Source organism: Microcoleus sp. Pol11C3 (assembly GCF_036701485.1).
Classification (GTDB): domain Bacteria; phylum Cyanobacteriota; class Cyanobacteriia; order Cyanobacteriales; family Microcoleaceae; genus Microcoleus.
Genome location: NZ_JAUBQW010000021.1, coordinates 37733 through 60982 on the forward strand (window position 1 = coordinate 37733; position 23250 = coordinate 60982).

General features: G+C 47.5%; 20 protein-coding genes. 10 read left to right on the top strand and 10 right to left on the bottom strand.

Going from position 1 to position 23250, the window contains the following annotated elements:
• Positions 1-65: 65 nt before the first annotated feature.
• Together murQ and QUA40_RS07815 are read right to left on the bottom strand one after the other, a co-directional pair.
• The gene (murQ, locus tag QUA40_RS07810; RefSeq protein WP_333123674.1) at positions 66-980 is read right to left on the bottom strand and encodes an N-acetylmuramic acid 6-phosphate etherase; all 915 of its coding nucleotides are present in this window, start codon (positions 978-980) and stop codon (positions 66-68) included.
• Between the two features lie 174 nt (positions 981-1154).
• Positions 1155-1529, bottom strand: coding sequence for a DUF3110 domain-containing protein (locus QUA40_RS07815; protein WP_333123625.1), 375 nt, complete (start codon positions 1527-1529; stop codon positions 1155-1157).
• 454 nt (positions 1530-1983) lie between these two features.
• Between QUA40_RS07815 and QUA40_RS07820 the strand changes: the two genes are divergently transcribed.
• The 3 genes from QUA40_RS07820 to QUA40_RS07830 all read left to right on the top strand — a co-directional run bounded on the left by QUA40_RS07820 (position 1984) and on the right by QUA40_RS07830 (position 10284).
• Positions 1984-8673: a translocation/assembly module TamB domain-containing protein gene (locus tag QUA40_RS07820; protein ID WP_333123628.1), complete on the top strand. Its 6690-nt coding sequence runs from the start codon at positions 1984-1986 to the stop codon at positions 8671-8673.
• 117 nt (positions 8674-8790) lie between these two features.
• Positions 8791-9156: a hypothetical protein gene (locus tag QUA40_RS07825; protein ID WP_333123629.1), complete on the top strand. Its 366-nt coding sequence runs from the start codon at positions 8791-8793 to the stop codon at positions 9154-9156.
• 141 nt (positions 9157-9297) lie between these two features.
• A complete protein-coding gene (locus QUA40_RS07830) occupies positions 9298-10284 on the top strand; it encodes an Rpn family recombination-promoting nuclease/putative transposase (RefSeq protein WP_333123632.1) in 987 nt (328 codons plus the stop codon).
• Between the two features lie 58 nt (positions 10285-10342).
• Here the strand turns inward: QUA40_RS07830 and QUA40_RS07835 are convergent, their stop codons facing one another.
• From QUA40_RS07835 to QUA40_RS07860, 6 genes are read right to left on the bottom strand one after another with little or no spacing between them, the layout of a single operon-like run.
• Entirely contained in the window at positions 10343-10846 is a 504-nt protein-coding gene (locus tag QUA40_RS07835) for a DUF2243 domain-containing protein (protein WP_333123635.1), read from the bottom strand.
• A gap of 18 nt (positions 10847-10864) precedes the next feature.
• Positions 10865-11053: a hypothetical protein gene (locus QUA40_RS07840; protein WP_333123638.1), complete on the bottom strand. Its 189-nt coding sequence runs from the start codon at positions 11051-11053 to the stop codon at positions 10865-10867.
• Between the two features lie 25 nt (positions 11054-11078).
• Positions 11079-11237 (bottom strand): type II toxin-antitoxin system HicB family antitoxin, encoded by a 159-nt coding sequence (locus QUA40_RS07845; protein WP_333123641.1) that lies wholly within the window; start codon positions 11235-11237, stop codon positions 11079-11081.
• On the bottom strand, positions 11170-11610 hold the full coding sequence (locus QUA40_RS07850; protein ID WP_333123676.1) for a hypothetical protein: 441 nt from the start codon (positions 11608-11610) through the stop codon (positions 11170-11172). The genes QUA40_RS07845 and QUA40_RS07850 overlap by 68 nt, the downstream gene beginning before the upstream one ends.
• Positions 11610-12020, bottom strand: coding sequence for a hypothetical protein (locus QUA40_RS07855; RefSeq protein ID WP_333123644.1), 411 nt, complete (start codon positions 12018-12020; stop codon positions 11610-11612). Before QUA40_RS07855 ends, QUA40_RS07850 begins: the two co-directional genes overlap by 1 nt.
• Positions 12021-12077: 57 nt before the next feature.
• Positions 12078-13418: a serine/threonine-protein kinase gene (locus QUA40_RS07860; RefSeq protein WP_333123647.1), complete on the bottom strand. Its 1341-nt coding sequence runs from the start codon at positions 13416-13418 to the stop codon at positions 12078-12080.
• Positions 13419-13712: 294 nt separating this feature from the next.
• On the opposite strand from QUA40_RS07860, the gene ispG reads away from it, so the two are divergent.
• The 3 genes from ispG to ctpC all read left to right on the top strand — a co-directional run bounded on the left by ispG (position 13713) and on the right by ctpC (position 16560).
• On the top strand, positions 13713-14936 hold the full coding sequence (gene ispG, locus QUA40_RS07865) for a (E)-4-hydroxy-3-methylbut-2-enyl-diphosphate synthase (protein WP_333123650.1): 1224 nt from the start codon (positions 13713-13715) through the stop codon (positions 14934-14936).
• Between the two features lie 40 nt (positions 14937-14976).
• The gene (locus QUA40_RS07870; protein ID WP_333123653.1) at positions 14977-15117 is read left to right on the top strand and encodes a hypothetical protein; all 141 of its coding nucleotides are present in this window, start codon (positions 14977-14979) and stop codon (positions 15115-15117) included.
• An 87-nt stretch (positions 15118-15204) separates the two neighbouring features.
• Positions 15205-16560: a carboxyl-terminal processing protease CtpC gene (gene ctpC, locus QUA40_RS07875; RefSeq protein WP_333123655.1), complete on the top strand. Its 1356-nt coding sequence runs from the start codon at positions 15205-15207 to the stop codon at positions 16558-16560.
• Between the two features lie 317 nt (positions 16561-16877).
• Here ctpC and QUA40_RS07880 read toward each other — a convergent pair whose 3' ends face one another.
• Positions 16878-17084, bottom strand: a complete 207-nt coding sequence (locus tag QUA40_RS07880; RefSeq protein WP_333123657.1) for a DDE transposase family protein — start codon at positions 17082-17084, stop codon at positions 16878-16880.
• Between the two features lie 300 nt (positions 17085-17384).
• On the opposite strand from QUA40_RS07880, the gene QUA40_RS07885 reads away from it, so the two are divergent.
• Positions 17385-19892 (top strand): heavy metal translocating P-type ATPase, encoded by a 2508-nt coding sequence (locus tag QUA40_RS07885; protein WP_333123659.1) that lies wholly within the window; start codon positions 17385-17387, stop codon positions 19890-19892.
• Positions 19893-20088: 196 nt separating this feature from the next.
• On the opposite strand, the gene QUA40_RS07890 is transcribed toward QUA40_RS07885, so the two are convergent.
• Positions 20089-20436 (bottom strand): hypothetical protein, encoded by a 348-nt coding sequence (locus tag QUA40_RS07890; protein WP_190740479.1) that lies wholly within the window; start codon positions 20434-20436, stop codon positions 20089-20091.
• A gap of 105 nt (positions 20437-20541) precedes the next feature.
• Here QUA40_RS07890 and tmk point away from each other — a divergent pair, with 105 nt between their 5' ends.
• From tmk to msrA, 3 genes are all read left to right on the top strand, one after another.
• Positions 20542-21210 (top strand): dTMP kinase, encoded by a 669-nt coding sequence (gene tmk / locus QUA40_RS07895; RefSeq protein ID WP_333123665.1) that lies wholly within the window; start codon positions 20542-20544, stop codon positions 21208-21210.
• A gap of 271 nt (positions 21211-21481) precedes the next feature.
• Positions 21482-22444: a DNA polymerase III subunit delta' gene (locus QUA40_RS07900; protein ID WP_333123667.1), complete on the top strand. Its 963-nt coding sequence runs from the start codon at positions 21482-21484 to the stop codon at positions 22442-22444.
• Positions 22445-22471: 27 nt separating this feature from the next.
• On the top strand, positions 22472-22957 hold the full coding sequence (gene msrA / locus QUA40_RS07905; RefSeq protein ID WP_333123669.1) for a peptide-methionine (S)-S-oxide reductase MsrA: 486 nt from the start codon (positions 22472-22474) through the stop codon (positions 22955-22957).
• Positions 22958-23250: the final 293 nt, after the last annotated feature.

Here is a 23250-nt window from a genome sequence, read left to right on the forward strand (position 1 = left end):
GTGCTAACAAATCACCACTCACTAATAACTAATGACTGATGACTAATGACTGCTGACGGTGCAGACTACTGACTAATTGATGCCACAGCCGATCGCAAATTCCCTTTAAACTCTCCCAAAATTCGATCGCACTCTTCCTTCTCCAAACCAGTCCAGTGCATCATCAAAGCCAGCTTTACAGACTTGCCACTTTTTTCCAGCAAAAAACCCGCATCCTCCCGGCTCAAATCAGTCAAATCCTGCAACATCCGCACAGCCCGATCACGCAATTTCTTATTAGTCACTGCTACATCAACCATTCGATTGCCGTAAACCTTCCCCAGCTTCACCATTACCCCAGTCGAAATGATATTTAAAGCCATTTTTGTTACTGTACCGGCTTTCAAGCGCGTCGAACCCGCCACTACCTCCGGGCCAACCAACAACCGAATATCAACATCAGCCTCAAAATTCACTTGTTCGACGGGTACGCAGGCCATAAACACAGTCTTCGCCCCCCGCTGGCGCGCCGCCTGCAAAGCGCCCGCGACAAACGGCGTCGTACCTCCAGCCGTAATCCCGACAACCACATCTAAGTTGGTAATGTGACGGTGGGCGATCGCCTCAGCCCCATCCTCAGCCCGATCCTCCAAATCCTCCGAACTCCGCACCAAAGCCCCCGCACCCCCGGCAATTATGCCCTGTACGAGTTCTGGCGGCGTGCAGAAGGTGGGGGGACACTCGGCCGCATCCAGCACCCCCAAACGCCCAGAAGTACCCGCACCGACGTAAAACAGGCGGCCTCCTTGACGCAGAGCCTCGGCTGCAATGTCGATCGCTTGGGCTAAATCTTCGCGGGCGCGGGCGATCGCGCTTAAGGTTTGGGCGTCTTCCCGGTTGAACAAGTCCACTAATTCGATCGAACTGAGTTGGTCTAAATTCTCGCTGTTGGCATTCACCTGTTCAGTCAGCAGATGCCCCCGTTCTTCCAAATTCTTCATGATTTTTTCTGCGTTATTGGTCATTGGTCATTGGTCATTGGTCATTGGTCATTGGTCATTGATTTAGAGGGAAACGGCAGATAAACGCAGATAAACGCAGATGCTTTTCAAGATTGGAGAGCAATTTTTGCAATTGGAGTCTACTAATGACTGCTGACTAATGACTGCTGACTCTCACAAAAGTCCTTCGAGTCGGCGGCGAATAGAATCCAGTTCATTTTGGGAAACGTCAGAATCCGGCTCCGGCTCTGGGTCAAGCTCCGCCTGCCACTGAGTCTGTGTTACATTGTCTTCTGGCGGGATCGCCAGCGCGCCCGCCGGTACCAGTTCCCAATCATAATCAACACTCTCGCAGAACTCCTTAATTTCCTCATCGTCGATCGCCTCGACAGCGGGTTCAGGGAAATCCTGGGCTTCCAACATCACGCCAAAGCGGGTGGCGTCGTCTTCTGACTCAAACATCAGAACTTTGTTGCGATCGCCGAGTTGAATGGTATGAATTCCCTCATTCTCGGTGCGGGCATTGAAGAGTAAGACGAACACTCGCATAAGTTTTAAAGACCTTCTTAACCACCGTTTTTTTATCTTAGAAGCGATCGGGCAACCGATTTTAAATTTTATATTTTACATTTTAGATTGACCACCGATCCGGCACTGGCGCGATCGAAAGGAGTTGGGGCATTTGGACGACTTGGTTTGATATTTTAGATTTTAGATTGACCACCGATCCTGCACAGCGGGCGAAACCTAGAGGATTTGGGGGAGTTGGAGGACTTGGTTTTAGGTGATGTTGCGTGTTTGGATTAAGTTCGGTAAAGGTTTCTGGAGTCTACCCTGGAGTAGGGGCGTGCCTTCGGCCTTCGTTGGGCCCGATCGGCACTTCCCGCCTCACTTCTGAGTCTACCAAAGGCAGAAGGCACCCTGGCGAATCACAGAAATTCTACCTGTCTAAAATCGGCTGATTCCCTTAATTACTGAATTCTCTGATTTCTGAGAAACACCCATGACTAACTCGGACGATAAGAAAAATCAACTCGCACCCCGTCCCCACCGCCGCTGGTGGCGTCTGCTGCTGCTTAGCGGTACGGGATTGGGCATTATCGCCTTGGTGGGGGCGGCGCTAGGATACCAGTGGGTGCGGGAAAAGTTAGCTCCTTTGGTGGAAACTGAAGTCAGTCAGTTGCTGAAGCGGCCTGTGCAACTCGGAAGTTTGGAGAGATTTTCTCCGACAAGTTTGCGGTTTGGCCGATCGACTTTACCTGCAACTCCTACCGATCCGGATTACGCTTCTACAGAAGCAGTGGAAGTAAAGTTTTCGGTTTTGCAACTGCTGTTCACCCGCACTCTCAAATTAGATATTACCTTAGTTAAACCCAGCGCTTATATCGAACAGGATGCTACAGGGCGCTGGGTTAATATTCCAACTGCGGAGCAGAAATCTCCAGGTTTATTTAAAACTGAAGTTGAGGCAATTCGAGCTGAAAATGTCGCTGCTGTTTTGGTGCCGAGTCCCGCAGTCGGACAGCAAACTTCGGCTCCGATTTCGGTAAATTTGCAAAAGGGCAGTGTTCTATTTCGCGAGCAAAATCAGCGTGTTCTTTACGAACTAAACGGTCAGTTTACTAACAGTGATAATTTTATAGTAAAAGCGGATTCTCTCTTGCCGGCGGCTCAAACTAACGTGCAGTTGCAAGGTCAAAATTTGCCTTTACCCGACCTGGCTCGCTTGCTGAAGCTTCCCGGCATTTATTTACAAAAAGGTCTTGCTAATGGGAATTTGACCGTGCAATTGCGAGACAATAAACTATCTGGAATTACCGGAGCGGCTAGTTTTGGAGGAGTGCAAGCGAGTATTTATCCCTTGAAACAAATCGTACAAAATAGCAGCGGTCAGTTGCGGTTCCAGGGAACTAATGTGATTGTTGATAGTCTGGCGGCTAATTACGGTCTAATTCCGCTTAAAATAGCAGGAACAGTGGCAACAGGAACTAATTTTAATCTCCAACAAGCTAACTTCAATCTGACAACTAACGTGCAACCAGTGGCTTTTGCAAGTGTTGTCAGTGCGGTGGAAACAGAGTTAGGGCAGAAAGTAGTATTACCCGTTGCTGTTGCCGGGGAAGTGAAGGCGGATGCCAAGCTGACTGGAACACTTGCAATGCCGGTGCTGACAGGTACGATCGCCTCGACAAAACCCGCTACGGTCGATCGACTGCAATTAAACAATATCAGCACTAATTTCAAATTGCAACGCGGGAGAATGGCTCAAACCCCAACTCCCAATTCTCAATCTTCTATTCCCCCGTTTTCCTCTTTAGGTTTGACTTTGAGCGATATGTTGGTAGTGCCGGCGGCGGGGGGTAAAATTGGCGGCAAAGGTCAAGTTGATATTGCTTTATCTAAGGAGAATTCGCGATCGGGTTTGGTGTTTGATTTCCAAGTTGAAAATGTACCCGGAGACGCGATCGCCCAAATTTACGCTCTCCCGATTCCTGCTACTGTTACAATTGGCAGTGTCTCCGCAAAAGCTCAAATTTTCGGCCCGTTAGACAACATTCAAGCTAGAGTTCAATGGCAAGCACCGCAAGGGACTTTCCCGGCTGCCGGCGAAATTAGAGCCGCAAGGAATTCGGCGGATTTGCAAAATACTGTTGTGAAGATTGGCGACGCTTCTGTTAAGGTGGATGCTGCGATAAAAGACCGTCAGTGGCAAGCTTTGATGGAGGGCGATCGCGTAGCCCTCAACAGTTTGCAGCAAGTCCTGCCGGGGCTTAATTTGCCTCCTAAACTAGCAGGTTTTTTCAGCGGAACCGCCGAAGCGGCGGGAACTCTAGACGATTTGAGTTTAAATGCGATCGCTGCGACTGGCAAAGGAACGCTGAATATTGCTGACAGTATTGTTGATGTTAATGGGGAACTAGAATCGGGTAACTGGCAAGTTATTGGCAACACTGATAAAGTAGCTGTTAATCAATTGATTGATATTGGCTTACCGTTTTTAACGCGGCAAACGACCGCCAATATCGACAATCTAAAATCCAAAGTCCAAAATCTCAAATCGCTCGGCGGACAGTTAGCAGGTGAATTTAAAGCTGCGGGAAATGTTGACAATTTGACTGCTGGCGGAATTAATGTTAATGCCAACGGCAGGCTCAATTTTGCCGACAGCAATGTCAATTTAAAGGGAGAATTGGTAGCGGGAAACTGGCAAGCAACAGCCCAAACAGATCGCACTTCCATCAGCCGCTTGGTAGATTTAGGATTGCCGATATTAGATGTGGCTTCAGCATTCAATCCCGAAAATCAGCAATCTGCAAATTTCAAATCCAAAATCCAAAATCTCAAATCGATTGACGGACTGCTATCGAGTCAATTTACAGCATCGGGAAGTCTTGACAATTTGACTGCTAGCAGCATTAATGTCAGCGGCAGTGGCAGACTCAATCTTGCCGGCAGCAATGTTAATTTAAAAGGAGAATTGGCAGCAGGAAAGTGGCGGGGAACGGCAGAAACCGATCGCACTTCCATCAGGCGCTTAGGAGATTTAGGATTGCCGCTGTTAGATGTTGGCTTAGCTTTCGCTGCTGACAATCCCCAAACAGTCGCCAACATCAACAATCTAAAATCCAAAATCCAAAATCTCAAATCGCTTGACGGACAAATATCGAATCAAATTCAAGCCAGTGGCAGCCTTGATAATTCAACCGTCGCCGACATAGGCGTCAGCAGCAGTGGCAAACTCAATATAGGGGACGGTACTCTTGCTTTTAGAAGTAAATTAGAAGACAGACGCTGGCAAGCTTTCGCCGATGCCGATCGAGTTATTCTCAGCCGCTTAGAACAAACTGTTCGCAATCTCCAACTGTTTCCGCTGACGGCGACTTTGCCTAAAGGATTTGACGGCAGAGTTAACGGTCAATTCCAAGCAGCGGGTAGTTTGGATAACTTGACAGCGAAGGGAATTAGTGCTAGTGGAGAAGGACGGATTTTGGTCGATCGACTCGGGGCGATCGATACTACGGCCAAATTAGAAAACGGCAACTTGCAAGCATTGCTGGAAACGAACGGAATTGCCGTCAGCAATTTAGAACAAACCCTCAAACAAACAGGTTTGCTGACAGCCAATTTACCCCCAGAAATTAACGGAACCCTCGACGGCCAAGTCCGCATTTTGGGAACAGTAGATAATTTAACCGCCAACGGCATCACCGCCAACGGCGACGGACAAATTCGACTCGCCAACGGCGGAGGAATTGTCAATGCTAAAGGCCGCGCCGCATCGGGGACTTGGCGCGCGTCCATTGAGGGTCAGCAAATTGCTCTAAGTCGCTTCCAGCAAGCTTTTGACTCGCAGCGACAAAGCTTGCAAGCCCAAGGTGTCGTCTCTGGTGCCCAAAATCTCCCCCAGCTTGCAGGACTGTTTAACGGCAATGTCAATTTGTCCGGCCCGATTGGGGCGGGCACGGGGGCACCGCCCCTACAAAATGTTCGCGCCGGCGGTAGTTTCCGCATCTCGGAATTGCCGTTTTTGAAACAACCTTTTGAGGCAGTATTTAATTGGGACGGCAAACGGGTGGAAATTGAGAACGCCACAACTCCCGGTTTGACGGCAAACGGCTTTGTTAACGTAGAACTCGCAGGTAAAGGAGGGCCCTCAATTTCCAACTTAGATTTGGATGTCAGACTCGCCAACTTTAACCTGGCAGCCTTACCAGCAGAACAACTAGGATTTTTGACACCCATGGGTGTCAAAAATGCTTCAGAGAAAAACCAGCCCCTGCGGGGCAATGTCGATTTTACCGGCAGCCTCACCGGAACCCTCGCCGCCCTCAGCTTAGTTGGCGACGTGGAAGTGCGGGATTTAGCAGTAAATCAAGTCGCTTTTGACCGGGTACTGGCGGGGAGTGTGAATGCGGATGCTGGGAAAAGTGTAGATTTGCGTTTGGCCGGTCGCCAAGACAAAATTCAAGTAGCTTTAAATCAATCTTTTCTGCCGACATCTTTCTTAATTCAACGCGGGGAATCTGTGGCTAGCGGCCAAACCGAGGGAGAAACTTTGCGAGTCAATTTAAGCGATTTTCCCCTCGCTGCTTTGAATCTATCACCCGGTAAAGATGCTGGTTTGGGGCCGATAACAGGTACGGTTTCGGGACAAGTAAATGTGCCCGGTTGGAAGATGCCGTTAAATCCGGCGACTTTGCAAGCAAGCGGACAAATTGCGATCGCCCAACCGGCGATCGGCTACATTAAAGGTGACAGTTTCCAAGGCGAATTTAGCTACGCTAACGGCAGCGCCTCTCTCACAAATGGCATATTCCGCCAAGGCAGCGGTCAATACTTAATTTCCGGTAATGTTCAAACAGGCGCCAACCCGCAATTTGCCGGGAAAGTTAGCGTCCAGCAAGGCAATTTGCAGCAGATTTTAACCGCTTTGCAATATTTCAATTTAGGCGACTTGGCCAGAGGCCTAAAACCTCCCGTTTACGGTGACAGTGGCGACGTGCAAACTGTAGCAGTGGGAGAACCAGAAGCCCCGCTAATCGAACAGTTGCGCCGCTTGGCAGAAATTGAAACTATTTTGCAGCAGCAGCAGGCAGTAAAAGCATCAGAAAAATTGCCTCCCTTATCTCAATTGCAAGGCACTTTTGGCGCGGAAATTGCTGTCGCAGGTTCTTTGCGAACTGGTGTGCAAGCTCAATTTAACGTGAAAGGCGATAACTGGCAGTGGGGAAAATATGTCGCCGAACAGTTCAGCCTTGAAGGTAGTTTTCAGGACGGGATTTTAACTGTTTTGCCTCTTGAAATTCGATCGGGAAAAAGTGCGATCGGCTTTTCGGGACAACTCGGGCAAAAAGCTCAATCCGGGCAGTTGCGGGTAGAAAATGTCCCGGTGGAAGAGTTGGCAAAACTGGTGGAATTGCCTTTTGTGGATGTCACCGGAAATTTGAATTTGCGGGCGAATTTGGCCGGCAGTTTGGAAAACCCGCAAGCCACCGGAGAATTGAGTTTGGTTGAGGGTACGCTAAACGGAGAACCGATTAAACAAGCCGACGGCAGTTTCAGTTACAGCAACGCCCGCCTGAATTTTGGCGGCAGCGCTTTGGTAACTCAAACCGAACCGATTGAAGTGCAGGGAAGTTTGCCTTTTGAGTTGCCGTTTGCAGCGGTAAAAGCTGATAGCAATCAAATTGATTTGAGGGCGAATTTGCAAAATGAAGGTTTGGCAATTATTAATGTATTGACTCCGCAAGTTGCGTGGGTCAGTGGCAAGGGACAGGTGCAAATTCGCGTGGGAGGAACGCTGGAACAGCCTGTAGCGCAAGGAATTGCGAATTTTGAAAATGCAACTGTCCGCGCGCAAGCCTTCCCAGAACCGCTGACAGGGCTAACTGGGACGGTGCGCTTTGAGGGCGATCGTATTCGGGTAGAAGGAATTCGGGGAAAGTTGAGTCAGGGACAAGTTGTGGCCCAGGGTGTAATTCCGCTGTCTGTGCCCTTCGCGGAGGGCGATGTCGATGCGGCTAATCCTTTGGCTGTGAATCTCGACAAGTTGGCAGTAAACCTCAGAGGATTGTACAGCGGCGGCGTTGTTGGTCAAGTGCAGGCAAGGGGCACGGCTAGGCGTCCGCAGTTGAGCGGTAATATTGAACTGTACAACGGTGAAGTATTTCTCAGGAGTCCCGGCGGTGGCACAACTCAGTTAGCTTCTTCCTCTTCTGCTTCTGATTCTCCTTCCACATCTTCTCCTTCTGCTTCCCCTGCGACTGAGGTTTCTGCTTCCCCTACAACTGACGTTTCTCCTTCTGCAGAGACTCCGACTTCCCCTTCTCCTTCCCCTTCCTTTGAAGTGGGATTGAACGATTTGCGGCTGAATTTGGGGCGGGGAATTCGGGTAACAAGTGCGCCGATATTGAGTTTTCAGGCGACTGGGGGCTTGACGGTGAATGGAACTTTAGATGACCTTCGCCCGGAGGGTACGATTCGGTTGACTTCCGGGTCGGTGAATTTGTTTACGACAGAGTTTAGACTCGATCGAGGATACCCGCAGACTGCTACCTTTATACCAACACAAGGACTCGATCCGACGCTGGATGTAAGATTAGCAACTTCGGTGCAGGAAGTAACGCGGTTCCGCACTCCCGGCACATCTGTAACCTCTGAAATCGCAGACCAACCGACAAGTTTCGGCAATGTGCGGAGTGTCCGAATTCAAGCGTTAGTGCAGGGAAGGGCTTCTCAGTTGGCTGAAAGTCTGGAGTTAAGGAGCTCTCCGAGTCGATCGGAAACAGAGATTGTAGCGCTATTAGGCGGCAGTTTCGTGCAGACTTTGGGACAGGGAGACAGTACACTGGCGATCGCAAATTTAGCGGGTGCGGGTTTATTGAACAACCTTCAATCTGCCATTACTAACGCCACAGGATTGAGCGAATTTCGCTTATTTCCCACTCGGGTTAGAGGGAACGAAGCAAAAACTGCTAGTTCCAGTTCTGGTGCGGGTTCTCTCGGTTTAGGTTTAGAAGTTGGGTTTGACATCACGCGCAATATTTCAGCATCAATCATTCGAATTTTGTCAGCAAATCAACCAACTGAATTTACTGTGCGCTATCGATTGAGCGATAAAATTTTACTCAGGAGTTCGAGTAATTTTCAAGGAGACAATCGCGTCACTGCTGAATATGAATTGAGGTTTTAGGCATCAGCAAAAAGCTAGCAGCCAACAGTTACCAATTTCTAAGTAATTTGCTATAATAGTAACAGCAGCAAATTGGTACTGCTAACCCCACACACAAGGTTATAGGAGTTAAGTCAGATGGCAAATAAACTCCAAGTTAATACACATTCGATCGGCTACAGCGACTTTTACTGGAACCGCTTTAGTCCGAGAGTCGCGACTATCAGCAGTGTCCGCAACGCCAATCACTGGGACGGCGGATTTATCACTTATATTGCATTTTCCACCAAAGTAGAAGCTACAGCAGCAATGAAATATTTGCTCTTGAATCAAAAAGCTGCTGATGTCGATATGCGGAAAGCCAAGCGAATGAAAGCAAAAGGCATTCGGTGGGAACTCAAAATTCGGGGTTTAGCTTTTAATGAAGTGCTGAAGCTAGCAACAATGGATATAACTGGAAAGCTAGTGATATCCGCTGCAACTACTACTCAAGCCACAGGCTGATAAAAGCATTCAGATAACAGGTTGGGTTGAGACAACAAAACCCAACCCTTCCAATATTTGCCAATATCCATCTTCCTCTCTTTTCTCCTCCTCTGTGTCCTCAGCGCCCTCTGCGGTTAATCAAAAAATCCTATAAAATATATGCGCTTCATCAGTCCCAAAACAGACTTTGCATTCAAAAAAATATTCGCTTCTTCCGAACATCCCGAAATTCTCATCAGCTTCCTAAATGCAATGCTGTATAACGGAGAACCAACCATCCAAGAATTAGAAATAATTGACCCTTATTCAGCCGGAAGCGTTACAGGATTGAAAGACACTTACCTGGATGTCAAAGCCAAGATTACCGGAAACAAAACCGTGATTGTGGAAATGCAGGTACTCAACGTCGCCGCCTTTGAAAAACGAGTCGTGTACAACGCAGCCAAAACCTATTCTACTCAACTCAAAGCTGGAGAAGGTTATTTAAAGTTAAATCCGGTCATTGCTTTAACTATTACCGACTTTATCTTATTTGAAAACTGCGAAAAACTCATCTCTAACTTTGAATTCACAGAAACCGAAGAGAAATTCGTCTATCCTAACTGCGAGTTAAAGTTAGTGTTTGTCGAGTTGCCGAAATTCAAAAAAGAATTGAATGAACTCGAAACTCTGCCGGAAAAATGGATTTACTTTATGAAAAACGCGCCCTCTTTGGAAGCAGTACCAGATACATTGGGGTCTATTGAAGAGATTAATAGCGCGCTGGGAATTGCCAACCGAGCAAATTTGACACTAGACGAATTGAATGATGTAGACAAACGAGAAATGTTTATCCAAGACCAAATCGGGTCTGTGATGAAAGGGATAGAAATTGGTATACAACAGGGGATTGAACAGGGAATACAACAAGGAATCGAACAAGGAATCGAACAAGGAATCGAAAGGGGTAAAATTGAGGGGGAAATAGGATTAATTATGCGTCTCCTCGTGCGGCGGGTGGGTGATGTTACAGTGGAAGTTCAAACTCGCATTCAGGGATTATCTGGGGAACAGTTAGATGATTTAGGAGAGGCTTTGTTAGATTTTAGGAGTCAAGAGGATTTGAGCGCGTGGTTGGATTCGCGGCGGGATGAACTGAGGAGTTAAACAGAGAGTCAGGGATTTTTAAGGCGGATTTTGTATAATTCCCAATCTTTGCATTCATTTAAACTTTACTATCTGCTGGAACTTCACTCTGTAGCACCATCCAACCTAACAACGCTAAAATAAGACCGAGAGCGAGAAATCCTAAATCCCAAGCTAACTCGTTGATACCGGGTTTGACGTGGTGGATTCCCAAAATTTGATGGTCAACAATGCCTTCAACAAAGTCAAATAATCCAGCACCGATTAATATTGAACCCAAAAAAGTTTGAGTTGACAGAAAAACATCTTTGCGCTTCACCGCACTCCACAAACAGAAGATTCCCGCCACTGTTACCAACCAATCCGCAGCGTGAAACAATCCATCTCCGAGGGTATTTAATTCTAAACCGGCAACAGTAGCATCGGTTTTAAGGCTGCTAAACATATGGTGCCACTGGAGGAGTTGGTGCAGCACAATGCCGTCAAAAAACCCGGCTTGACCGATACCGAGGAGAATTCCTGCGATAATGAGAGGTCGGCGGTTGTTAGCTGCGGTGGTTGATGGGTTGGTGCGATCGTCCAATGGAAAACCTCAGATTATTTAATTGCTGAGCCTGGGTTTGTGAAGGGATTTGCCAGTACATTTTTTAGTTTTGCTGGGGATGAGGGGCGATCGCATCACCCGCGAGATAGATTTATTGAGTGAAGTGCGATCGCGCCTTGATTTTTGATGGATGATTGGAAAGTGCGATCGAATCTTGCCTGCAATAACTTCTACAACACCATCCACATACTAATTGATAGTTTTAATTACATTAAACCTCAACATATTTGCATAAAGTCCTGGCTTCAGGAATAGACGAACCAGATTGACGCAACTCTTCTAAATGAAAAACTATGGCTGCTTTAATTTGCGGTTCTACTTCCTCGATTGTTCTTCCTGTTCCTAGGCAGCCGGGGAACTCTGGGACCATAAGCAGAAGAATTCATTTTGCTAGGCATCCCGGGAACTCTGGTAAAATAAGTCGAAGAATTGCTTTCTGATTTCTGGATGCCAATTGCATAAATTCTAATTCTGCTTTGACTATCTGCTTTTGGGTTTGCCAACACAATAGACCCTTCTGGCGTCAATTCCCATCTGTCGCGAGGCGAATTTGTTTCTACATATCGTTTAACCAAGCCCTCAGCAGCCAGTTTTTTTAAGACAACCATCATGTCAGGTTCTCGCGGTACATCTCGACGGGAAAGTGCATTCGCGAGTTCGTACCAACTCCACTTTCCTTGACCTTTAGCTACTAATTCCAGCAGCACTAATTCAAGCTGGGTTAATTGAGTTAGGTTTTTCATCAAAATTCCTCTACGCTCGGATGAAATAAAACGCCGAATCCTTCTTTTAATTTATATTCTTCAAGAGTAGCTGTGTGAGCATTGTTCCAAAGTTCATAAGCCTCATCCGGGTCAGCGGGTTGTCCAGTTGGGTAGCCAAGCTTTTTATACCTGAGATACTCGCGTAACTCGTGAGTATAAAAGCGTAAATCAAGAGGCTCAGCTACAAGGGTTTGGGTGGTCATACCTCTTAACCTTTCAACCATTCTTAGCTCAGGTTCACCAACTGGATTAAATCTGCGAACATGAGCTTCAACTAAGGCAACGCCTTTATCAGTAATTTTAACATTTTGATAAGATAAGTTGAGGAGGTTTCCACTAGCTTTCGAGGGATTGAAGGGTCTGCCACTTTTTGCACCTTTTTCTATCATTTTATGCGAGTGGCTTTAATCTATCCGCAGTTAACAAAGTTCTGAAACTTTTAGATGTTACACCTTGCAAGTCTCGACGCGAGAGAAGAGACTTAACAAGCCACAAGCTAACCCCTTACGTCCTCGGGCTGGGAGGTGACCTTCTGGTGCTTTGGTGTTGAATTTGATATCTATATAATGCAACTGGTTACTATTCACACGCCAACCTAACCTATCTTTGAATGCTTCCCATATTTTACTATCAAATTCCCTGGTTCCCCCCAGACTTTGATAAATGCGCTTCTGCACCGAAAAGCCGAAGCGCTCATTACTGTATTTTACCCAAAGTTGGTCAATCGTTCGCAAGTCTTCGCAGGGAAAATTATCAATATGTTCATTATTCAGGCATCCGTCTTCCTTCTCACCCGCCACCTTCAACATCACTCTAGCCGTTTCCCGATCAGCCTCTTTCCATTTTTCGCTAGCCAACAGCCGATCGAGTTGACGATAATCGACTCCTTGTGCTGAAATCAATTTTACAGGTTGTGACGCGGGCTGCGGGCTAGGAATCGTTGGCAAAACACCCCCTGTTTGCGTCTCGCGAATAGGAGGTTGGGGAAGCATAGCCAACCATTCTTGAACCGACTGAGGGCGCTTTATCGCATCCATTTCCATCCCTTGAAGAATTGCCTCATTCACTTCATCGCTGATGCAGGAATTAATCTGAAGAGGCGACTTTAAAGGATGCTTCAAGCCTCTCAAGTCCGCACCAGTTGGCGATGTTTTCGTTAGCAGATAGTATAGCGTTGCCGCCAGAGCATAAACATCTGTGTACTGAGCAAATTTTCCAATTCGGCCGTACTGTTCAGGAGGAGCAAAACCCTGTGTCAGTTCAACAGTGATTTCCTGAGTGCGATTGGGAATAAAACCACGCGCCAAACCAAAGTCAATCAAAACTGCATCTTGATTGTCACGCACCATAATGTTTTGTGGCTTGATATCCCGATGGAGCAAACCTTTGTCGTGAACTACTATTACGGCTTCTCCTACTTGACGGACGTAGTTTAAAGCTTCTGTTTCTGACAGAATACCGCGCCTTTTCACCCATTTCCACAAATCTTCTCCTGCCACATATTCCATCGCAATGCAAGGGAAATCATCGTGAGTGAAGTAGGTGTATATTTGCACAATATTGGGATGCTTGCACACAGCTAGTAGTAGCGCCTCATCGCGAAATTTGTCCCGATACCTGGAAAAATTTGGATGGCTCAATAATTCATCTTTCAGCGTTTTGATGACAACCCGCTGCCTGTTTTGCGCCTTCTGCGCTAGGTACGTGACCCCAAAGCCGCCCTCACCTAACTTGGCTTCAATGATATACCGATCGCCATTTAACCGCTGCCCCGGTGTCCAAACCATTCTCCTCACCGCCAACCAATATTAATTTTTATCTCGGCCTAGCCTGTATTTTAACTATATTTTGTAAGTTGGGTTTAGTTCCACGGGCCCAACTTCATTGCGCTTTCCCGGTGATGGTTGGCCTTTAGTTCGATCGCCCTTTTCCGACATAATTCGATCGACAAATTCGCAGCAATCTCATTAAGAATCATAAATTGCAAAACCTCTTTGCCCAAACAGACCCTTTCTGTGCAAACCTAAAAAACAGCAGACACAATTTTATAAACTCTAATTACAGAACCCTAGCAACCAGTTATGCAAACTCTGCCGAACCCCACTAAAACCCCCACCACCGAACCAATCTTCGACACCACCATCAAACGCCGCAAAACCCGACCCGTCCAAGTCGGTAGCGTCACGATCGGCGGCGGCTATCCCGTCGTAGTTCAATCGATGATTAACGAAGACACCCTCGACATCGACGGTTCAGTCGCAGGAATTCGCCGCTTGCACGAGATTGGCTGCGAAATCGTCCGCGTCACAGTGCCCAGCATGGCCCACGCCAAAGCTTTAGCCGAAATCAAGCAAAAATTGCACGCCACCTACCAACCCGTGCCCCTCGTCGCCGATGTCCACCACAACGGCATGAAAATTGCCCTGGAAGTCGCCAAACACGTAGACAAAGTGAGAATCAATCCCGGACTTTACGTGTTCGAGAAGCCGAAAGCCGACAGAAGCGAATACACTGACTCCGAATTCGCCGAAATTGGCGAAAAAATCCGCGAAACCCTGGAACCTCTGGTGATTTCCCTGCGCGATCAAGGTAAAGCTTTGCGAATCGGCGTTAATCACGGTTCCCTCGCCGAACGGATGCTGTTTACCTACGGCGACACCCCCGAAGGCATGGTGGAATCGGCCCTGGAATTCATCAAAATTTGCGAATCCCTCGACTTCCGAAATATCGTACTTTCCCTGAAAGCCTCCCGCGCGCCCGTGATGGTGGCTGCTTACCGCTTGATGGTGCACCGGATGGACGAACTCGGCATGGATTACCCGCTGCATCTCGGCGTCACGGAAGCAGGAGACGGCGAATACGGCCGCATCAAATCCACCGCAGGGCTCGCACCGCTGCTGACTGACGGCATCGGCGACACCATCCGCGTCTCGCTGACAGAGGCCCCAGAAAAGGAGATTCCCGTTTGCTACAGCATTCTGCAAGCCTTGGGACTGCGGAAAACGATGGTTGAGTATGTCGCTTGTCCTTCCTGCGGTCGCACTTTGTTTAATTTAGAGGAAGTGCTACATCAAGTGAGAGAGGCGACGAAGCATCTCACGGGTTTGGATATTGCAGTAATGGGCTGTATTGTCAATGGGCCAGGAGAAATGGCTGATGCTGATTACGGCTACGTCGGGAAGCAACCGGGTTATATTTCGCTGTACCGCGGCCGGGAAGAAATTAAGAAAGTGCCGGAAGACCGAGGAGTGGCAGAATTGATAGACTTGATTAAATCGGACGATCGCTGGGTTGAGCCTGAGTAGGCTTTGCTGGATTTAGTTTTGAAGTTTGGGGGCGGGCAAGATGCCCACCCCACAAGAGTTTTTTGTGGCACAGGCATCTTGCCTGTGGCTTTTGGGTCTCCATGCCCACCCCACAACTATTGTGTTGGCACAGGCATCTTCCCTGTGGCGAAAGGGAACAAAACTCGGCAAAGTGGAATAATATCTGTAGGCCAAACGCGAGCCGGCCTTGCCTGTGTTAGATTGAGCGTAATTATTCTGAACTCTTTTCCTCCCGCGCGTCAGACAAATGGTTATAACAAAACGAGGTCTTGTTCTAAGTGCAGCAGCGGTGGTACTCACTGCTGTAACTCTTGCGAACACTGGTTGCAGTTCTAAATCTCTAGCTTCTTTTCGGGGAAGCCCTAAAGAGTTGGTTGATGAAGTTTGGCAAATTATTGACAAAAGTTATGTAGATGGCACTTTTAACCAGGTTGACTGGAAAGCGGTGCGGAATGATTATTTGAATCGGACTTATACCAGCGACGAGGAAGCTTACAAAGCAATTCGGGAAATGCTGAAAAAGCTGGACGATCCTTATACGCGGTTTATGGACCCTGAAGAGTTCAAAAATATGCAGGTTGAGACTTCTGGGGAACTGACAGGAGTTGGGATTCAGTTGACTCAAGATGAGAAAACTAAGAAGTTGGTAGTGATTTCGCCGATCGAAGATACCCCTGCTTTTACTGCTGGTATTTTGGCAAAAGATATCATTACTAAGATTGACGGCAAAACGACAGAAGGCATGGATACAAATCAAGCGGTAAGTTTGATTCGCGGCCAGGCGAATACTGAGGTGACGCTGACGATTTTGCGGAACAGCAAGGAATTAGCATTCAAGCTGAAACGCGCTAAAATTGAAATTCATCCAGTGCGGAAGTCGGTGCAGAAAACCCCGATCGGAGAAGTCGGCTATATTCGCTTAAATCAGTTCAGTGCGAATGCTGCATCGGAAATGCGATCGGCAATTAAGGATTTGGAACAGAAGAAGGTGACGGGCTATATTTTAGACTTGCGTTCCAATCCCGGCGGGTTGCTGTACGGAAGTATTGAAATTGCTCGGATGTGGCTCAAAGAAGGTACGATCGTCTCGACAGTCGATCGAGTCGGTGAGGCCGATAAACAAACGGCAAATAAGGCAGAGCTCACAGACAAACCGTTAGTTGTACTGGTAGACGGCGGTTCAGCAAGTGCTAGCGAGATTCTATCCGGTGCTTTGCAAGACAACAAACGCGCGGTTTTGGTGGGAACAAAGACCTTTGGGAAAGGTTTAGTTCAGTCAGTACGCGGCGTAGGAAATGGTTCCGGTTTGGCGGTGACAATTGCCAAGTATTTTACTCCCAACGGCACTGATATCAACCACATGGGAATTAAACCGGATTTTCAGGTTGAACTCACTGACGCTCAAAAACAGGAGTTGAGGCGCGATCGCGCTAAAATTGCTACGGCAGCAGATCCGCAGTACGCGAAAGCTATGGAAGTTTTGACACAGCAAGTTACTGGTAAAACAGGGAACAAGAAGGCGGAGTCGAAACCGAATGCAGCGCCACCTAAGCCGACTGCGGCGCAGGCAAAACCGAGTGCAGCACCTTCTAAATCCAAGTAGAAAACCTGTGTAGGGTTTCAGTAAAAAAAAGCATTCGGGGGAAGAATTACGGCTAAAAGCCAAGATTTTAAACTCGAATGCTTCGCTATTTTTGGCAATGCGTCCGGTGCAACCGAAATTTATATAATTAATCTGCGTTAATCTGTGTTTATCTGTCCTCATCTGCGGTTAAAAAAAGAGAATGTGTTAACCGCAAATGACAATGGATTCACGCAGATTCACGCAGATGAAAACAAGAGAGATATGCAGAATTCCGAGGCTAACAGATTTGATATCACGTTAGCTTTCGCGATTCGGAGGAAAGTAATAGTAATCCGTCATTGCGGCTGGCATTTGCCGGCGCGAATTAATCCGATGCGGCGGGCAATGGCATCTTCGGCAGAATCGTAAGGGCCCCACTTTTCAATAATACTGGGGTTTGGTTCTTCGAGTTGGGCGATCCTCTGCGAGGGCTCCGCCAACGGCAAAATCTCGCAATTACCGGCAGGACGTTTAACAATATAAAATTTTGATGTTTCTGTCATAGCTAAATTCGTCAAATAAAAGCTGGAGACTAACTAGGCAAGGGGATAATTATATCAAATAAGGAAACGGCAATGCGTTGTCCCAAGCGTGTCTTAGCATTAAACCCGCAGTCCGACAGTTGTTTCAACCGCTGCCGGACTGCAGATTTAACCGCCGGGAATTAATAAGAATTAAAAAAAACTAACACTTTCGGAAGATGCCACAATATTTATTTATGATAAAAATATAGACGTTTGTCTAAACCGTGAATTAAACCATTTCACAAACACCGAAATATTCTAATCAATACCAAAAAAACCATGCAATTTGTCCCCAAAACAATCCGCGAAATCCAACCAGAAATCCTACCAGTTAAAGAATCACCGCCAGAACTTGTTACTTTCGATGTCGGCGGGATGAAATGTGCCGGCTGCGCGAAAGCTGTGGAACGCCAACTCATGCAGTATTCAGGCGTAATTTCAGCTTGCGTTAACTTGGCCGTAGAAGTCGCGACGGTTGAGTGTCAACCGGGGGCTGTCGATGCAGAGGCTTTAGCGAAAAAGTTGACTGATAATGGATTTCCCTCTCAGTCTCGTTTAGGTGAAAATCAGCAGGAAGCAGAAGCCGCAACAATTGAACGGCGGCGACAAGAAATTCGACAGCAAATCAAGCAATTGACGATCGCCCTTATCCTAATTATTCTATCCGGTTTAGGTCACGTACTCGGCACAAAAGCCCCCATTCTCAGCAATATTTGGTTTCACTGGGGACTCGCCACCCTAGCTTTGCTGCTACCGGGCCGCCCGATTATCGTTGACGGGTGCCGCAGTTTGTGGCGAAATGCACCCAACATGAATACTTTGGTAGCTTTAGGCGCTGTCACAGCTTACACGGCTAGCAACGCGGCGCTGCTGTTTCCACGGATGGGATGGGAATGTTTTTTTGACGAACCGGTGATGCTGCTGGGCTTTATTTTGTTGGGGAAAACTCTGGAACAGCAAGCCAGACGGCGCGCTGCATCAGCTTTGCAAGCTTTAATCGCATTGCAACCGGCGAAAGCCCGCTTAGTTGATTTTAAACTCCCGAGTTTAGATTTGCGATCGGAAGAATTGCCTTTAAATTCGACATCTGCGGTCTACGATCCACAATACATTGAAATTCCCGCCGATCGCGTCCGAGTCGGAGAATGGCTGCAAGTTTTTCCCGGGGAAAAAATTCCGGTAGACGGTGAAGTCTGCGAAGGCAAAACAACCATAGATGAGTCGATGCTGACTGGCGAATCAATGCCGGTTTTGAAGCAACCAGGAGATACAGTTGCCGCCGGAACTATCAATAAATCCGGGGCAGTTGTGATGCGGGCAACTCGTACCGGTAAGGAAACAACTGTAGCTCAAATGGTGGCTTTGGTGCAGGCAGCCCAAACTCGCAAAGCGCCGATTCAAAATTTAGCTGATACTGTGGCGGGATATTTTGTGTATGGGGTAATGGGGATATCGGTTTTAACTTTCCTATTTTGGTATTTTGCCGGCACTCATATTTGGCCTTCTGTGCTTTTAGGACACGGGGCAATGGATATGGGACACGGGGCAATGAATATGGGAAATGAATTGCCAATTATCCATTATCAATCGCCTTTGCTGTTAAGTTTGAAATTGGCGATCGCAGTTTTAGTCATTGCTTGTCCTTGCGCTTTGGGACTGGCTACCCCAACAGCAATTTTAGTCGGTTCTGGCATCGGGGCGGAGCGCGGACTTTTAATTCGCGGTGGTGATGTTTTAGAACGGGTGCATCAATTAGATACGGTGGTTTTTGACAAGACTGGCACTCTGACAACCGGAAATCTCACACTCACAGATTATTTGCCGATTTTCCAGAATTCGGAGTTGGATTTGAACTTAGATATTAATGGTGGAAACAGGCAAGACGCCTGTTCCACAATTGATGGAGTTTTTGGCAGAGTTGACTCAAAACTGCTGCAAATTGCGGCGGCGGTGGAAAGGGGCGCTTGTCATCCCATCGCCGCAGCGATTTTGCTGGAAGCTCAACAGCAAGGTTTGCCGCTGCTAGCTGCTGAGGATTTTTGCACGGAACCGGGCTTCGGGGTTTCTGCTTTGGTGGATGGCCGGCGGGTGTTCGCGGGGAATGCTGAGTGGATGAAGGAGCAGGGGGTCGCAGTGGCGACGGAATTGTCGGGGTCTTGCAAAGGCAAAACGGCGGTTTACGTGGCTTCTGGGGGCGTTTTGCTGGGGGTAATTGGGCTAAAAGATACTCTGAGGCTGGATGCTAAGGCGGCGGTGGAACGTTTGCGGGGCATGGGATTGCGGGTGATGATGCTGACGGGGGATACGGCGTCTGCGGCGGCGACGACGGCGCAGCAGCTAGATTTGGCGGCGGCTGATGTTTTGGCCGGGGTGCGGCCGGAGGGGAAGGCGAGGGCGATCGCGACTTTGCAAGCCCAAGGCTGTAAAGTGGCTGTGGTGGGTGATGGTATCAATGACGCGCCGGCTTTGGCTCAAGCTGATGTCGGTATCGGTTTGCACTGCGGCACGGATGTCGCAGTTGAGACTGCTCAAATTGTGCTGATGCGAAATGCTTTGATGGATGTTGTTGAGTCGATCGAGCTGGGGCGCGCTACTTTTAATAAGATTCGCCAAAATTTATTTTGGGCTTTTGCTTACAATACTCTGGGAATTCCGGTGGCAGCGGGTATCTTGCTGCCTGCAACCGGAATTCTACTCAGTCCTGCAGCGGCCGGAGCATTTATGGCGTTTAGTTCTGTTAGCGTGGTTACAAATTCTTTGCTGCTGCGACGCGGATTTCGAGCTTAAATTTAGGGATTGCATATAAAAATCGGAGGCCATCGGTCATTAGCTAGAAACTAATGACTAATGACCTCATCCCAAGACGGATACAAGCCCCCACACCAGGAGTCGAGATCAAAGAAGTTTTGACGTTAGTTCGAGGCCCCAGATTCATCTGTGGAGTCAATCTAAAATCTCAAATGTAAAATCGACTGACTGATGGCTACAGTGCCATACTTTCCAAGAGTCGCCAATTATTGTTGTTCATAACGGAACGACTCACTAGCTCGAACATTTGACGGCAGTGGTTGTTGGTTTGCAGGGGCAGTTCTTCGTTTTTAATCACGAAGTTCATGCGAACCTCTGAGTCGCTGGCCGTGTTTTTCTCAATTAGGACTTCTGCGGTGACAAGTTTGGCAAGCGAAACTTGACCTGGGAGCTCGCGAGCCATGACTGAATCTCCTGTATTGTAGATAATATCAAGATTGCATGACTCTAAAATTTCAATCAGGGATTGACGGAGACGGTCGATCGGAACGGCAACGATAAAAAAACCAGTATAGCGAGCCATAGACAACTCCAGCCGTGAGGCATTTAGACTTTATTATCATACCGAACCTAGAACCGATGCACAGAACAATATAGATTTATTTTATGGAGATGGGAAGTTAGGGCAATGAAGGGCAAACTTATCGTGTTTGAGGGGGTTGAAGGTGCGGGTAAAACTACGCAAATGCAGCGCTTGATACAGTTCATGCAAGCAAGTTGCTTTCTGAGAGTCCGCTTGGTGGCTACTCGCGAACCGGGGGGGACTGAGCTGGGAAGGGGACTGCGACATTTGTTGCTGAAACAAGATGGGGGCGAATCTGTATCCGATCGAGCAGAATTACTCATGTATGCTGCCGATCGCGCTCAACACGTCGAAACTTTTCTTAAACCCGAGTTATCGAAGGGAACGATTGTTTTATGCGATCGCTTTACTGACTCTACGATTGCTTATCAGGGCTACGGCCGCGGTCTTAAGTTAAATTTAATTAAGCAGTTGAATGACATTGCCACCGGCGGCTTGGAAAGCGATCTGACTTTGTGGCTGGATATTAATGTGGAGGCGGGTTTGGCGAGGGTAAGGGCTCGGGGAGGGTGCGATCGGATCGAGCAAGCAGATTTGAAGTTTCACCACCAGGTGCAGCAAGGTTTTGCGGAGTTAGCCCAGGAAAATAAATCTCGAATTGTCCGGATAAATGCCGATCGCCCTGAATATGAAGTCGCTCAGGAAATTCAAACTATTGTAACTCGCAGGTTAGAAGCTTGGGGATATTTAAATAATACCAATTCTGAAAAGTAAGCTTACATAGATAGCCAAAAACCGGGTTTTTTACGAAATATTTCCTAAAAATTCTCAAGTTCGAGGAAAAACCCGGTTTCTTCGTTGTAACTAACTCACCATAGGGTAGCGCTCAGGGCAAAATTCTTGAATAGGTAGTCATTACATTCAGCGCCCCTGACCCACCCTACAATAACTTCCTTCTGTCAACTGAATACTGTCAACTGTCAACCCTTCGACTGCGCTCTTCGGGCAAGCTGTCAACTGTCAACTGTCAACTGTCAACTATCACATGAATTATTTCACATCACTAATCGGACAAGAGCGACCAGTAGAATTGCTAACACAAGCAGTCGAGCGAAACCGAATTGCTCCTGGCTATTTATTTGTCGGCTCTAACGGCATCGGCAAAAGTTTAGCTGCTCAGTGTTTCATCGAGCTTTTATTCTCAGCCAATCTTCCCGAAACCCGACTCATAGCCTCTGTGCAAAATCGCGTGCAGCAGCGCAATCATCCAGACTTACTTTGGGTAGAACCAACTTATATGAACCAAGGAAAACGGCTTTCGCCCAAGGAAGCAGAGGAAGCCGGTTTAAAGCGGAAAGCACCACCACAAATTCGTTTAGAACAAGTTCGAGAAATCGGTGATTTTCTCAGCCGACCGCCGCTAGAAGCTGCGCATTCAGTGGTAGTTTTGGAACAAGCAGAAACAATGGGTGAGGGAGCCGCTAACGGCTTGTTGAAGACATTGGAAGAACCAGGAAAAGCAGCGCTAATCTTAATTGCTCCGACTGTGGAAGCTTTGCTGCCCACTTTAATTTCTCGTTGCCAAAAAATCCAGTTTTCTCGGCTGAATCCCGAAGCAATGGCACAAGTTTTGCAGCAAGCCGGATTCGCGGAGATTTTGGAGCATTCCGAGGTACTGGGGATGGCTCAAGGCAGTCCTGGGGAGGCAATTGCTATTTGGCAGCAACTGCAATCCATACCCGATGATTTGCTGCAAAAGGTGAAGCAGTTGCCTCAAAATCTGCGGTCTGCTTTGGAATTGGCCAAGGAAATTGATAAAACTTTAGATACTGAATCTCAGTTGTGGTTAATCGATTATTTACAGCACTGTTACTGGCAGCAATTTTTGGCAGGGGGAATTAGTCGATCGCCCTTAGAGCCCTTGGAAAAAGCACGACAATATTTGCTAAACTACGTACAGCCACGATTAGTTTGGGAATGCACACTGATGGGGATATGTCAAGCATAACCTAGTGCCAAGTTTTCTCCCAATACCATGAGTAACATAATGGAAAAAGCCACATTTGCCGCCGGTTGTTTTTGGGGAGTTGAACACAAGTTTCGCGCCGTTGCGGGTGTCGTCTCGACTGCGGCGGGCTATACAGGAGGTCACTGGCCGAACCCGTGCTACCTGGATGTTTGCGCCAGAGTCACTGGTCACGCTGAATCTGTGCTGATAGAGTACGATCGATCGCAGGTGAGTTACGAAGCACTGCTAGATGTATTCTGGAACTGTCACGATCCTACCCAAATCAATCACCAAGGCCCCGACAGAGGCGAACAGTACAGGTCTGTGATTTTTTATCACAATTGGGAACAAGAAAAAGCCGCTCGTCTCTCCAAACAAAAATTGCAAATTTCCGGTAAATACGACAAAGATATTGCCACCGAAATCAAACCTGCTGGTGAATTTTATATGGCAGAGGATTACCACCAACAATATCTTGAGAAGAAGCGGATTTCGTCAAAAGTTATTAGTTAAAAAGTAGGTAAAGGCGACCAAAAATAAAAAATATTAGGGGCTGGTAAGGCAATGATCTATACTAGCTGCTAGTTTATTATTAATGCAAAGGTCCGCCTCCCCCACGCCATGTTTATTTCCACCTACTTAGTAATAAATCATTAGTCATGAGATAGTGTTTGGTAGGGGCAATCCCCCCGTGGTATGCCAATTCGATGGGGATGCGACACAAGTCTCATACGGAATCCGGTTGACAAAGGTCTACAACAAATCATCAATAAGTCAACCAATGATAATTGGTCAAAGCCTTAATT